A 12,606-nucleotide genomic window follows, 5' to 3' on the forward strand; every position below is an offset into this window, starting at 1 on the left:
GCCTCCGAAAGCCGGCACAGAGATGTAGCTCCTGGTGCCCGGGTCAGTCGGATGCCGGACGGTCGCCCTGAGCAACGGGGCGTCGGCACGCCCGCCGACCAAGGTGAGGCGTGTCGCCCGACGGTGGCGGTGACGTCGCCCACCCCCACGGGAAGGCGTCTGGGTGAGCCGCGAGACGGCGGATAGCTTGCGGACATGGTGCTGACGGGAAGCGGCGGGTCCTTTGCCGGTAGGGCAGTGGATTCTGGCGGATGACGGCGCATCGCCCCACGACCGAAGCAGCCCGCCACCCAACAGGCACAGAGCCCCGAAGCGTCACGCACGCGACCGTCCACGAATTACTGGCCGCCGGGCTCAGCCGGAGGGCGATTGGCCGCCAACTCCGGATGTCCTCCCGCACCGTCAAGCTCTTCGCCGACGCAGCCACCCCGGGGGACCTGTCCCACGGGCAGTGGCAGGGCCGGCCATCCGAACTCGACGCCTTCAAGCCCTACCTGGATGACCGTTGGAACCAAGGCTGCACGAACGCCTGGACGGTGTGGGAGGAGATCGCGCCGCTTGGCTGTCAGGGCAGCTACCAGCGGGTTGGCGCCTGTTTCCGGGCGAAGCGGCTCTCGCCGGGCCCCGTCACGGCTCGGCCACCGTCACCCCGGGTCGTCGCTGGATGGATCCTCCGTCGGCCGGAGACCCTCACCGAGGCGAAACACCTTGGGCTCAAGGCCGTTCTGGTCCACTGCCCTGAACTGGACGCCCTCACCGGCCACGTCCGCTCCTTCGGTCAGATACCCACCGAGCGCCAGAGCGAACGGTTGCGGCAGTGGCTCGATGTCGTCCGGCGAGACGACCTCCCTGGCCTTCACGCACTCGCCGCAGGCATCGACCGTGACCGCGATGCAGTCATCGCCGGCCTCACCTTGCCCCGGAGCTCAGGTGTCGACGAAGGCCACGTCAACCGGATCAAAATGCTCGAAACGAATGTCCGGCTGGTCCGGCTTTCCTCTCCTGCGCAAGCGCGTCCTGCTCCACTCGTGAAGCACAGGTCAGACCACATCATCAAGGAGCCCGAAGCCTTCCGGGACCCCTTCCAGGAACTCTCGCCGAGCGGGATCGGACTCGGCTTCAGCTATCGTCCTGAGCAGGTCGATCAGTTCGCTCCGCTGGTCGCTCGACAACTTGCTGACCAGGTGGGCGACACCCTCCAGGACCTTGACCGCGTCGTCCGGATCCATCTGCTCGTCATCATTGCCCTCGATGAACCACAGGACGTCGACCAAGGCCTCGGCCAGGGCGTGGGTCAGAGACGAGCACACGGGCATCAAGGCAGACTCCCAGCAGGTCACGGCAACAGAGTCCGACCGTCCCACCACACACCACTGACATCACACTCAGTCAACCTCCACGGAAAGTGAGCCAGAACCCGAGAAATGACGTCACCGCATGGGCCGTAACAGCTTCTTCAGGCCTCCTCCATGACCAAGCAGATAGTGAAAGGCTCCGCAGGGGGCGGACGCCCTCTCACCACAGGCGTTTACCCAAACCGCGCAAACCTCACAGGTCCGCAGGCCAGTTGACCGATTCTCTGACCGGTCACGGAGGTGGCGATGAGTTTGCCGGGCCCGGAGAGTCTCACCACTGATATCGCCCCATCACAGGAGGAACGCGTGGCTCAGCTATTGAGGGTCCAGAACTTCAACGTCTCGAGTGACGGCATCGGTGCTGGTGAGGACCAGACTCTCGAAAGGCCGTTCGGTCATGTCGAGCCCGAGAGGCTGTTCGCCTGGGCCGGTGCCACGGCGAGCTGGCCCATGCGCACCGACCCCGGGGGGAGCCGGGGTCTGGACGACTACCTCACGCGGGACTACGCGCGCAACATCGGCGCCGAGATCATGGGCCGCAACAAGTTCGGTCCCCAGCGCGGGCCCTGGCAGAACCATGAGTGGCAGGGCTGGTGGGGTGGCGAGCCCCCGTTCCGCACCCCGGTATTCGTCCTGACCCACCACAAGCGTCCTTCGCTCACGCTTTCCGACACCACGTTCCACTTCGTCGATGGCGACCCTGCCACGGTCCTCGAGCAGGCCCGGGAGGCGGCGCAGGGCAAGGACGTCCGACTTGGCGGCGGAGCCACCACCATCCGGCAGTTTCTCGATGCCGGCCTCGTCGACACCATGCACGTGGCGGTCTCGCCGGTGAAGCTCGGGTCCGGAGTACGGCTCTGGGAGTCCCCCGATGAGCTGCTCGACCGGTATCACCTGGAGGTCGTTCCCAGCCCGAGCGGAGTGACGCACCACCTGTTCTGGCGAAAGTGACCGGTCCTCAGGGCGGCTCCGGGCAGCTGTATTGCGTTCCCGGGCCGCCCTGGGGGGGCCATCGAGTCGCGCCTCAGGCGGTCAGCCGGCCTTGGCAAGATCCTCAGCTCGTGCGCGGGTGGAGACGAGCCGGTAGGAGTCGACGCCGGACGCGATGATCGTGCCGTTGAATGTCAGGCGGATGACGATGGCCGCGCGGAGTCGGAGATCGGTGAACGTCTTTGTCCACCCGCCGAACGTCTCGTTGGACGCGATGGCGCCACTGTTCTTCTCCTCCCGCTCGGCCGGGACCTGAACAGCAGCTCAGCGCCGTGACGGTCCAGCTCCCTGGAGCCCGGTTCGTCGATGCACAAAAAATGGACGCGGCCGTAACGGGCGATGGCCTTGTTCAGCTGCTTCTCGTCTGCCGCCTCGACCAGCTCGTGCACCAACTTCGCGGCCAGCGCGTAGCGAACACGGTAGCCCTTCATCGCCGCCTCGGTGGCCAGGACAGCCGAGCTCAGGTTTGTCGTAACGGATCTTGCTCCGAGGGCCAGGAGTAGGACAGGCGGAGAAAGAACAGGTAGCAGGTCACCAGCTCGCCGGCCAGGCGCACGGTCACGCCGCCGAAGGCGACCGCAGGCAAAGCCGTCCACCGGGTCCTTGCCTCCTGTGGCCAGGAAGCCTTCTTCGAAGGACACGTGCACGCGCTTCGCACGCTGGGCGGTCCGCTTCGTCATCGATGAGCCGGTGGAAGATCCTAGTGATCGTATGGCGCTGCTTGCTCGGCGCGTCGAGGTCCGTCCGCGGCATCTCGTCGATCACCAGCTTGTACGGATCCAGCGCAGTCGGCCGCGGCAGCAGTTTCTTCCGGGGCTCCGGCCAGACGAAGTCCACGGCCCTCTTGACCGTCCTCCACGAGACGTTGTGCTTGCGCTCAAGCTCGCGCATCTTCAATCCGGCACGGTGATCACGCCGGATCGCCGCGTACAACTCGACCTCGGACATCTGCGGCATGACCAGGACCCTTCATCGGGAGCACCCCGATGCTGCCCTGGCAAGTACCCCAGTGCTCGTGAACACACCCGCCCGTGGATGGGGCACCTCCCAGACCCGTGAACAACTGACGTCATCACTCGGGTTCTGGCTCGACTTCCGTGACGTGGCCACTCTCTGTTGCAAGTTCCGCATCTCGCTGTCAAAGTCCGCGTTGCGTTATTGACTGGAAGCCGGATCTCACGTGACAGGCAAAACTGGCAGGTCAGAAACGTCACCCGTTCGGGCCAGACCTCTTTTTCTCGACAGATGACCCAGCGGCGTTCGCCGAGGTGTTCGGCGCCTTCACGGTCACGGCCTGCGGCGGGCCGATATCGTCCGCGCGGGAGCCGCAGCGCGGGTCTATCCGGACCCCATGCCGATGCGGCCCCGTCCCGCCGACGAGGCAGGCCTCTGACCGGACCTACTGGACATCTTCGGCTGACAGCCGGACGAGCCGACAACGGACGGACTCCGTCGGAGACATGGGGCCACCGGGACCGTCCCGGCTGCCCGGGCGAGGAGCTCCGCACGAAAGGAGCTGCCTCACGCCGTGGACCAAGCGGGCGGACCTCCCGTACAGCGGCCCGGTCAACGGCTGTCATGAGTATGCGTACTCGTGTACGAGACGCCCCCGCCCGTAATACTTCGGGGCTCAGTGACCGGTTGACCGAGGAGCAGATGTGACACGAGTGAGAAGCGCCGCAGCCGTGGCGATGTTGACGGTATGTGGCGTGGCAGGGATGGGGGTTGCACCCGCAGCCGCAGCGACTGGTGCTCTTCTTCCCCACCCGGGGCCCGACGGCCTGGTATGGGTGGAGGAAGTGACCGGGGACGGTGGTGTCGCTTCGGGAGGTGCGTGGGAGGGGCTGCCGACCGTACTCACCGTGGCATGCGAGGGAGGCGGCAGTGTGCAGGTGACGATGCGGCAGGAGTCGCAGTTGGCGCACTTCAGTACGGACTGTCCCGTCGACGGTGTAGGCGTCGGTTCGGTGACCCTGGATGCGGGGGTCGTGAAGGGAGGGTCCTTCACCCTCGGCGTCGACGCCTCGGACGAAGACATCCGGTGGGGACTGACCGTGACGCAGCCCGAGTAACCGCCCCTGGTTGACGGTCCGGGCGCCCGTATGGCTCCGGAGCACGCCGCGCTGGAGCGCCGGCCTCTCGACGGCTGCGGCGAGGCAACCGGCTGAGTCACGGCCTGGCACGCCTCACGTAGCGGAACTCGCCACCGCCTTTCACGCCCGCCCGGAGCGGAGGCCACCTCCTGGAGCGCCGCTCCGGCACTCGGCGTCGCTCCGGGATCCGGCCGCGAGTCCGACGGTCGGCGGCGGCAAGGGTGCGGCTGCTCGCGGAGCACGGCTGAGGCCCTGCCGCCGACGGAAGCGGCCCGAACTGAGCGAGGGCGGACGCGTGGCGGAGGCCCGACGTGGCCGGACGCTCAGATCACGCGTCGGAGGGCGGTCTCCACCGCATCGATCAGCGGGTCCCCTTCGGAACGCGGGTGCCGGGCGAGACCGAGCTCGACGTCCGGCAGGGCGGGCAGGGCGTCCGCGTCGTGACACGCCATGGCCGGTTCGAGATTGGCGGGCATGAGGGCCGCGACGCCGAGACCGGCTCTTACCGCGGCGAGCACACCGACCAGACTGTTGCTCTCGAACGCCACCCGCCACGGCCGATCGGCGCCCTCCAAGGTCTCCAGCACCGACGTGCGCCAGGAGCACGTGCCTGAGAACAGCACCACCGGCAGCGGATCCGAAGCCACCTCCACCCCCTGGCCGATCGCCCAGACCAGCGGGCGGCGCACCGTCCAGCGCGGCGGGCCGGGGACGCCCGGCACCTCGTCGAGAACGAGTTGGACGCGGCCCGTGTCGTAGGCCTCCCGCATCGCGGCGTGGGAGAGGCTGAGCACTTCCAGCGTTGCCCCCGGGTGCAGGCGGGCGAGGTCGGCGAGGGCCTGCGGAAGCTTCGATGCAGCGAGGTCCTCGAGCAACCCGACGCCGCAGCGGCCGGTCAGTCTGCGCCCCGTTTCGGTGAGTGCCTGTGCGGACAGCGAGAGAATGCGTTCGGCGTACGGCAGCAGCTCCTCGCCTGCGCGGGTCAGCGACACACCTGACGGTGACCGGTGGAGCAGCGGACGGCCGATGGCTCTCTCCAGCTTGCGCACCTGCTGGCTGAGCGCGGGCTGAGTATGTCCGAGCACGGTCGCGGCGCGGCTGATGCTGCCCGCCTGCACGACGGTGACGAAGGACCGCAACAACGCGGTTTCAAGATCCTTGGCCATAACTGTTCATTATGTCAGCCACAGTCAAAGAACCACTACCTATGGAGCCTCGACGGATCTAGCGTCACACCGGTGACCGGATACCAGCGCATACTGGCCGTGCCGGGGATGGCACCGCTGTTGGGCGTCTCCTTCCTTGTCCGTACGGCTGTCACGGCTTCCGTGATGGCACTGACGATGTATGTCGTGCTGGGCCTCGACCTGGGCTATGCGGCGGCCGGCGGTCTCGCGGCGACGCTGACGACCGGGCTGGCGCTGGGCGGGCCACTGCTCGGCCGCATGATCGATCGGCGAGGTCTGCGGGCGGTACTGCTGGTCACGGTCGTGGCTCAGGTCGTCTTCTGGCTGTGCGTGCCGGCTCTGCCGTACGGGGCTCTCCTGGGTGCCGCCTTCGCGGCGGGTCTGCTGATGGTGCCGGCTCAGCCGGTGACCAGACAGGCGATGACGGCGATGACGACGGCGGAACAGCGCCGGGCCGCGTTCGCGCTGGAATCGGTGCAGGGGGAACTGGCCTACATGGTGGGGCCGGCGGTCGTAATCCTGAGCTCCACGAAGGTGTCCCCCGACGTGGTGGCGTGGGGACTCGGCGCCACGATCATGATCGGGGGAATCGGGCTCTTTCTGCTCGATCCCCCACTCTTGGCCGACGCCGGGACCGAGGCGGGCGGTGGCAGCAACGGCACGACCGCACGGCCCGCGCGAAGGGAGTGGCTGGGTACCGGCATGATCGCCGTACTGACGATGGCGTTCGGTACGGCCATGCTGCTCAGCGGTGTCGACATCGCCATTGTCGCCACGCTGGAAGAGGTGGGCCAGGTGTCCTGGGCCGCCATGGTCGTGGCCGTGCTCGGCGTGACGTCTGTCGTCGGTGGGCTGGTGTACGGCGCGTCGTCCCGGTCGATGCCGACCTGGTTGCTGCTCGGTCTGCTCGGGCTCGTGACGATTCCCGGAGGGTTCGCCGGCGACTGGCCCTGGTTGTGCGTGGCCGTTGTCGGCACGGGGTTTCTCGCCGCGCCGACCCTCTCCGCGGTGACCGGCGCGATGATCCGCCTGGCACCAGCCGGCGTGCGGGGCGAGGCGACGGGTTTGCAATCGTCGGCTCAGAGTGCCGGTTTCGCGCTCGGCTCCCCGATCGTCGGGCTGGCGATGGACGTCTCCGTACCGGCGGCTGGATTCGCGGCGGCCGGGCTGAGCGGCCTTGCCGCCGCGCTGACCGGATTCCTGTTGTCCCGCCGCTGCCCGTCGCCACGGCCGCCCACGTCCGCTCGCCGCGAGTCGGCGAGAAAAGGAAAAAACCATACGCAGTGATCAGCCGCCTCCGGCACTCGGGCCCTTTCGTACGGCCGTACCCGCGCCCTATCGGTTCCCGCCTCTGGAGTCCGGCCCGCCGGCCGCCCTGGTGCGGCGCGTCCGCAGCCTGTCGGTCGGAGCGGCTTCAGCGGACTGAGTGCGCGGCGCCGATGCCGGGCCACCCGCCCGAAGGCGGCCCGCCCCCAGGGTCGTGTTCTCCGGAACCTCCCGCCGCCTTGTTCTCGCGCGACGACACCGACCACCCTCCCTGGCCACGACGTCGGCCTGCACAGCCACAGCAGCGAAGACCGACATGGCCGCTTTCAGCCGGGGGCGCGCCAGCGATGCCGCTGCCCTTCGCGCACCCCTACGTTGGACGCCATCCGCCCCACGGCTACAACCGTCATGCGAAGCCGCGACGCCGGGGCCACCATCGGTCAGCGACTGGCCCGAGCAGCGGAGTGGTAGAGGTGCTCTCGGCCGTCGTGGTCGTGGAACTCGACGGTGAACGGCAGGCCCATGCCTTCCAGGGCTGTCAGAAGAACAGAAATGCGGGCGGAATCCACGAACCCGCTGAACAGCACAGGGTCCAGCGACATCAGTTCCAGCTGAGCGAAGGCACTCTCGACCTCGCATTCGTCCCAGCTCGACAGGCGGGCCCCCCACCCTGCGGAATGGAACGCCTCGGCCGCGCGCTGAGCGCTGGCCACCCCTGCAAGAGATCCCCATACGTTGTTGCCACGGCCCGACCACGCCGTGGCCGCGGCGTCGAGACGGGGTCCGCCCGTTCCGCCCGAAGTGAACTGCACGCTCGACCGTAACAGCCGGGCAAGCGCCCCGCCGGTGATCGACCGATCAGGCTCTGGCGAGAATCAGCCGCCTGAAACGACGCGACGACGTCGAGGAAAAGCCTCGGCCTCACTGACTGCCTGGTCGGCCACCGGCACATTCGACGCTCGCCCCTGTGCGGACCCTTCGAAGCGGCGGGCCCTGGCCGGTGGGGTCCACCCGGTGAGGGCGCGATATCAGGCCGGGCCGGGCGGGAGGTGGACGGTCATGATCAGCTGGCAGCTCTCGGTGCCCGCGCCGCGGTAGGCATGGGTGGTGTCGCCGTCGAAAGCGGCTGTCTGGCCGGCCTCGACAGGATGATCGGTGCCGTCGACGACGAGCACCATCCGCCCGGCGGTGACACTGACGGTCTCCACGACGCCGGCCTGGTGGGGGTGGCTGGGGTACTCCTCACCGGGCTCCAGCGTCCAGCGCCAGACCTCGACCGGGGCCGGTCCCGAAGTGGTCAGCATCAGCCGGGCGTCGCTGCCGCGTTCCCCCTTCCACAGGGGCATGACGGCATCTGCGGCCACGACCCTGACACGGCCTTCGGTCGGCCCTTCCATGAGCGCGGACACCGAGATGCCGAGGGTGTCGGCGAGACGGACCAGAGTGGCGAAGTTCGGGTTTCCCTGGGCCTTCTCCAGCCCGGCCAAGGCTCCTTTGCTGACTTTGGCACGGCGGCAGAGCTCGTCCAGCGACAACCCGGCACGGGTACGGGCTGTGCGGACGTTGTGCGCGAGCGTCCGCAGCGCCACCTCGGTCTCGGACATCACGTCACCCCCCAGGGATGGATCAGTGCAATGCGCCGCACGGTCGGTTGGTTGATACCTTCGGTCGGTGCGTTGTACGGTGTAGTCGTTCCATTGATAGTAAGGGATGTACCCGTGATTGCTCTGCTGCTGGCACTGGGCAGCTCCCTGGCCTACGGATGCGCCGACTTCCTCGGCGGTCTGGGTGCCCGCAAGGCCCATGTCCTGCGCACCGTGATGATCGCCGCTCCGGCCTCGCTCGCCGTCGAACTGCTGCTGTGGCCCCTCCTCGGCGCCTCCTTCGCCCCCGCCACCCTCGGCTGGGGCGCGGCGTCGGGCGTCGCGTCGGCCGCCGCGTTCGCCCTCCTCTACCGCACGCTCGCGATCGGCCCGATGAATGTCCTGTCGCCGGTCACCGCGCTGGTCTCGGCGATGCTGCCAGTCGGCGTCGGGCTGCTCCAGGGGGAGCACCTGGGCCTGGCCGGGCTGATCGGCCTGCCGCTCGCCCTGACCGCCGTGGTGCTGGTCAGCGCCGGACACGGCACCCGCAGGGCACCGTCGCGCACTGCGTTGCTGATGGGCCTCGGGGCCGGGGCCGCCATCGCGCTCCAGCTCGTCTTTCTCCACCAAGCGCCTGCGGACAGCGGCGTCGGCCCCCTGATCGTCGGCCGCGCCGTGTCCTCTGCCGTCACGCTGGCCGCGGCCGGGCTGATGTACCGCAGACTCGGCTCGGAGAAGCCCGCGTACGCCATGTCGGCTACGGCAGGCGTGCTGGACTCGGTAGCGAACCTGCTGTTCCTCCTCGCCGCCCGCAGCGGCGACCTGGCGGTCGTCGCCGTGATCACCGCGCTCTACCCGGCCGGTACCGTCCTGCTCGCCCGCAGTGTCCTCGCCGAACGTATCCACCGCGGACAACTGATCGGCCTCGGCACCGCGGCCGTCGCCGTCAGCCTCCTCGCCCTGGCCTGACCACCCACAGGAAGGTGCACGGCATGCTCATCCACCCCTGGGACGCCGCCCTCGACGACGCCGAATGGCAGACCTGGGTCGCCGACGGCCACGACTTCGGTGTCCTCAGCGCCAACGGACTGCCTGGCCAGGCGCCCACGGTCGTGCCCACCCACTTCAGCGTCGACGGCGGCGCCCTGCTGGTCCACCTGGCCCGCCCCAACCCCGTCTGGAGGGCGATCGAAGCCGATCCGAACGTCACCTTCACCGTCACCAGCGACTACGCCTTCGTTCCCGGACCCTGGCGCGCCGCGCCGGGCATCGCGCCCACCGACGGCGTCCCCACCAGCTACTACACGGCCGTCCAGTTCACCTGCCGGGCCGAGATCATCGACGAGCCCGAGGGCAAAGCTGAGCTGTTGCGCCGTCAGATGGCCCACTTCCAGCCCGACGGCGACCACGCCCCCATCAGCCATGACCGTTCGCCCTACGGACGGATGCTGCCCGGCATCCGCGGCCTTCGCCTGGACGTCACCGAGGTCCGCGCGAAGTTCAAGTACGACGACCACAAGCCCGTCGAGCAACGCAGCGACACCGCCCAGCGGCTCACCGCCCGCGGCACTGCCCTGGATGCGCTCACCGCGGCCCAGCAGATGCGACGTCTGAACCGCATCGGCCCCTGGAAGCCGTGACCCTGCCGCCCAGTCCCTCACGGAACGGATACCCCTTGCGATGACCACCTTCCGCCTCAGCCCCGCCGTCACCGACGCCTTCCCCGACAGCCTCGTCGCCGTCGTCATCGCCACCGGTCTGCGCGGCCGCGAAGCTTGGCCTGCCACCACCACCGCCCAGGAAGACCTGGAGCAGCAGCTCGCGGCCGGCACGTGGGTCCCCGCCGACGAGAGCGACCCGCGTATCGAGGCATGGCACAACGCCTACCGCTCCTTCGGGACCAACCCCCGCCGCATCCGCCCCAGCGTCGATGCCCTCGGCCGCCGCCTGGTGAAGAGGGGCTCGCTGCCCCGGATCAACCCGGCCGTCGACTCGTACAACTCCGTCTCCGTCCGCCACGGCCTGCCGGCCGGCGCCTTCGACCTCGCCCGCGTCACCGGCGATGTCGAACTCCGCCACGCCGACGGCAGCGAGACCTTCACTCCTCTCGGCGAACCCGGCACGGTCGAGAACCCCAAGGCCGGGGAGATCATCTACATCGACGGCACCGACGTCCTCACCCGCCACTGGAACCACCGCGACGCCCACCGCACCCGGGTCACCGAGGACTCCACCCACGTGGCCTTCCTCCTCGAGACCCTGCACGGCGCTCGCGACGGCCACCTCCTCAAGACCGCCGTCGGCGAGCTGCAGGACCTGCTCACCGGGCACTCCGACCGGAGCAGCGTCGACTACCTCAGCCCCGCAAGCCCTCAGGCCGCCATCTGAGCCAGGACTCTGCTTCGGATGGGCTCATCGCCACTCCGTAGTGGGACGTCACCGTCGGGGGCCTGCATCCGGATGGCGTCACCCCCGCCTGCGCGTCGGCGGCCGGAGTCCCACTATCTGGATCCGGGTGGCCGACCACTCCGTCCATTCCGTGTGGCGGCTATGCAGCGCCCCGGAAGGGCTGTGCTTCCGGGTTCACGCTCTGAGGCAGTGACGCCGGCAGGACTCTCGGTGCCGTCGGACCACATCGAGTCGGCGGCACCTCCTTCCGCCAGCGGTTCGCAGGCCCTCTGGGCGCCGCCTGCCGCGCGCGACTTCGGGAACCGCGCACGACGCCGACCGACGCGGACGGCCTCGGAAACCGATGCTCGATCATGGCCGGCGGCCTGCGGCGCGCGTGCGTCGGCGCCCCGTTCGGCCGACGGGGACGTCAGCCCCCGTCCCGCATGGCCCACGGGGAGCCGTAGGCAGTGAGAAGGTCGAGGAACGGTCGGGGCGGGAGCCCTTCGGGACCGAGGACTCCGGTGCCGGTCCAGACGCCGGTGGCGAGCAGTTCCAGGGCCACCACCGGGTTGATCGCGGTCTGCCAGACCACGGCCTGGGAGCCGTATTCGCGCATGGACCACTGGTTGTCGACCACGTGGTAGAGGTAGACCTCGCGTGGCTGTCCGTCCTTGACGCCCTTGACCCAGGTCCCCGCACAGGTCTTGCCGGCCATCCGCTCGCCGAGTGTGGCCGGGTCCGGCAGGCAGGCGGCGACCACGTCGCGGGGGGAGACGCGCACGGGGCCCGCCTCGCCGGGGACAGTGACCGGGATCGTCGAGTCCAGGCCCAGGGCGTGCAGGGTCTTCAGCTTGCTGATGAAGTCGTCGCCGAGACCGTACTTGAAGGTGACGCGCTGGGCGTCCACCCAGCGGGGGATGAGCAGCACCTCCTCGTGCTCGACGTTGACGCACTCGACCGGACCGATGCCCTCGGGGAAGTCGAAGACTTCGGGTTCGCTGAACGGCTCCGTCGTGAACCAGCCACGCTGCGCCTCATAGACCACGGGCGGGTTGAGGCACTCCTCGATGGTGGTCCAGATGTTGAAGGAGGGCGCGAAGTCGTAGCCCTGGACGGTCAGGTTCGCTCCGTCGCGGATGCCGATCTCCTCGATCTCGTCGAAGAGTTCCTCGGCGGCGTAGCGAGCGAACACGTCCGACAGTCCGGGCTCCACGCCCATACCGACGAGCGCGAGACGGCCGGACTCCGCCCACTCCTGTGCGTGCTCGAACTGCTCGTCGCCGAGTTTGACCCCGCACTCCCGGTACGGCCGGCCGGGATGCGGGCGCGACAGCGACATCGCCATGTCGAGGTAGTGCGTGCCGGCCGCCAGGGCCGCCCGGAAGAGCGGCATGACGAACCGCGGGTCGGTGGCGTTCACCAGCACGTCGCACTGCCGCTGGGTGAGCAGCGCGGTGACAGCCGCCTCGTCCGAGGCGTCGACGCGGCAGGCGCTGAACCTGCCTGCGGAGCCGCCCAGCGCGGCCACTGCGGCCTCGGCGCGGGAGACGTCGTGATCGGCGACGACCATGTGGTCGAGGAAGTCGCGGCGGGCCGCGATCCGGGTGATCGCCGATCCGACGCCGCCGGCGCCGACAAGAAGTACACGCATGACAGAGATCCTTCCTCGGACGGGAGGCCCGCGCCTCCCGGAGAGGGATGAAACCCGGGTCCCTCAACTAAGGTCAATGGCGTTGGCATA

13 protein-coding genes and 1 pseudogene are annotated in these 12,606 nt (G+C 69.0%); 6 read left to right on the forward strand and 8 right to left on the reverse strand.

Translation table 11 applies throughout. The features are described 5' to 3' along the window. Positions 1-644: 644 nt before the first annotated feature. Together ACHFIV_RS15845 and ACHFIV_RS15850 are read right to left on the reverse strand one after the other, a co-directional pair. Entirely contained in the window at positions 645-860 is a 216-nt protein-coding gene (locus tag ACHFIV_RS15845) for a hypothetical protein (protein WP_398968591.1), read from the reverse strand. Positions 861-1,040: 180 nt separating this feature from the next. Continuing rightward, positions 1,041-1,316 (reverse strand): hypothetical protein, encoded by a 276-nt coding sequence (locus ACHFIV_RS15850; protein WP_398968594.1) that lies wholly within the window; start codon positions 1,314-1,316, stop codon positions 1,041-1,043. 345 nt (positions 1,317-1,661) lie between these two features. On the opposite strand from ACHFIV_RS15850, the gene ACHFIV_RS15855 reads away from it, so the two are divergent. Continuing rightward, positions 1,662-2,306 (forward strand): dihydrofolate reductase family protein, encoded by a 645-nt coding sequence (locus ACHFIV_RS15855; protein ID WP_398968597.1) that lies wholly within the window; start codon positions 1,662-1,664, stop codon positions 2,304-2,306. An 81-nt stretch (positions 2,307-2,387) separates the two neighbouring features. Here the strand turns inward: ACHFIV_RS15855 and ACHFIV_RS15860 are convergent. Together ACHFIV_RS15860 and ACHFIV_RS15865 are read right to left on the reverse strand one after the other, a co-directional pair. Beyond that, positions 2,388-2,794, reverse strand: a pseudogene (locus tag ACHFIV_RS15860) (ATP-binding protein); the annotation flags it as partial. Positions 2,795-2,903: 109 nt separating this feature from the next. Then, positions 2,904-3,302, reverse strand: a complete 399-nt coding sequence (locus ACHFIV_RS15865) for a hypothetical protein (RefSeq protein ID WP_398969747.1) — start codon at positions 3,300-3,302, stop codon at positions 2,904-2,906. Between the two features lie 905 nt (positions 3,303-4,207). Here ACHFIV_RS15865 and ACHFIV_RS15870 point away from each other — a divergent pair. Next, complete coding sequence (locus ACHFIV_RS15870) at positions 4,208-4,417, forward strand: hypothetical protein (protein ID WP_398968600.1); 210 nt, start codon at positions 4,208-4,210, stop codon at positions 4,415-4,417. Positions 4,418-4,761: 344 nt separating this feature from the next. Here the strand turns inward: ACHFIV_RS15870 and ACHFIV_RS15875 are convergent, their stop codons facing one another. Continuing rightward, positions 4,762-5,604, reverse strand: coding sequence for a LysR family transcriptional regulator (locus ACHFIV_RS15875; protein WP_398968602.1), 843 nt, complete (start codon positions 5,602-5,604; stop codon positions 4,762-4,764). A 72-nt stretch (positions 5,605-5,676) separates the two neighbouring features. On the opposite strand from ACHFIV_RS15875, the gene ACHFIV_RS15880 reads away from it, so the two are divergent. Beyond that, entirely contained in the window at positions 5,677-6,912 is a 1,236-nt protein-coding gene (locus ACHFIV_RS15880) for an MFS transporter (protein WP_398968604.1), read from the forward strand. Between the two features lie 419 nt (positions 6,913-7,331). Here the strand turns inward: ACHFIV_RS15880 and ACHFIV_RS15885 are convergent, their stop codons facing one another. Both ACHFIV_RS15885 and ACHFIV_RS15890 read right to left on the reverse strand, forming a co-directional pair. Continuing rightward, positions 7,332-7,604, reverse strand: coding sequence for a hypothetical protein (locus ACHFIV_RS15885; protein ID WP_398968607.1), 273 nt, complete (start codon positions 7,602-7,604; stop codon positions 7,332-7,334). A 315-nt stretch (positions 7,605-7,919) separates the two neighbouring features. Beyond that, positions 7,920-8,495, reverse strand: coding sequence for a helix-turn-helix domain-containing protein (locus tag ACHFIV_RS15890; protein ID WP_398968610.1), 576 nt, complete (start codon positions 8,493-8,495; stop codon positions 7,920-7,922). 114 nt (positions 8,496-8,609) lie between these two features. Between ACHFIV_RS15890 and ACHFIV_RS15895 the strand changes: the two genes are divergently transcribed. From ACHFIV_RS15895 to ACHFIV_RS15905, 3 genes are read left to right on the forward strand one after another with little or no spacing between them, the layout of a single operon-like run. Further along, entirely contained in the window at positions 8,610-9,443 is an 834-nt protein-coding gene (locus ACHFIV_RS15895; protein ID WP_398968613.1) for an EamA family transporter, read from the forward strand. 23 nt (positions 9,444-9,466) lie between these two features. Then, positions 9,467-10,114: an FMN-binding negative transcriptional regulator gene (locus ACHFIV_RS15900; RefSeq protein ID WP_398968616.1), complete on the forward strand. Its 648-nt coding sequence runs from the start codon at positions 9,467-9,469 to the stop codon at positions 10,112-10,114. Positions 10,115-10,154: 40 nt separating this feature from the next. After that, positions 10,155-10,862, forward strand: coding sequence for a B3/4 domain-containing protein (locus ACHFIV_RS15905; protein ID WP_398968618.1), 708 nt, complete (start codon positions 10,155-10,157; stop codon positions 10,860-10,862). A 430-nt stretch (positions 10,863-11,292) separates the two neighbouring features. Here the strand turns inward: ACHFIV_RS15905 and ACHFIV_RS15910 are convergent, their stop codons facing one another. Beyond that, the gene (locus ACHFIV_RS15910) at positions 11,293-12,516 is read right to left on the reverse strand and encodes a saccharopine dehydrogenase family protein (RefSeq protein ID WP_398968623.1); all 1,224 of its coding nucleotides are present in this window, start codon (positions 12,514-12,516) and stop codon (positions 11,293-11,295) included. Between the last annotated feature and the right edge of the window lie 90 nt (positions 12,517-12,606).

Source organism: Streptomyces sp. ALB3, from assembly GCF_044385685.1.
Taxonomy (GTDB): domain Bacteria; phylum Actinomycetota; class Actinomycetes; order Streptomycetales; family Streptomycetaceae; genus Streptomyces.

What these genes read in the sequence shown, in the direction of transcription:
- ACHFIV_RS15850 (WP_398968594.1), bottom strand. Translation starts at nt 1,316, where the DNA reads ATGCCCGTGTGCTCGTCTCTGACCCACGCCCTGGCCGAGGCCTTGGTC.
- ACHFIV_RS15865 (WP_398969747.1), bottom strand. Translation starts at nt 3,302, where the DNA reads ATGCCGCAGATGTCCGAGGTCGAGTTGTACGCGGCGATCCGGCGTGAT.
- ACHFIV_RS15875 (WP_398968602.1), bottom strand. Translation starts at nt 5,604, where the DNA reads ATGGCCAAGGATCTTGAAACCGCGTTGTTGCGGTCCTTCGTCACCGTC.
- ACHFIV_RS15890 (WP_398968610.1), bottom strand. Translation starts at nt 8,495, where the DNA reads ATGTCCGAGACCGAGGTGGCGCTGCGGACGCTCGCGCACAACGTCCGC.
- ACHFIV_RS15900 (WP_398968616.1), top strand. Translation starts at nt 9,467, where the DNA reads ATGCTCATCCACCCCTGGGACGCCGCCCTCGACGACGCCGAATGGCAG.
- ACHFIV_RS15905 (WP_398968618.1), top strand. Translation starts at nt 10,155, where the DNA reads ATGACCACCTTCCGCCTCAGCCCCGCCGTCACCGACGCCTTCCCCGAC.
- ACHFIV_RS15910 (WP_398968623.1), bottom strand. Translation starts at nt 12,516, where the DNA reads ATGCGTGTACTTCTTGTCGGCGCCGGCGGCGTCGGATCGGCGATCACC.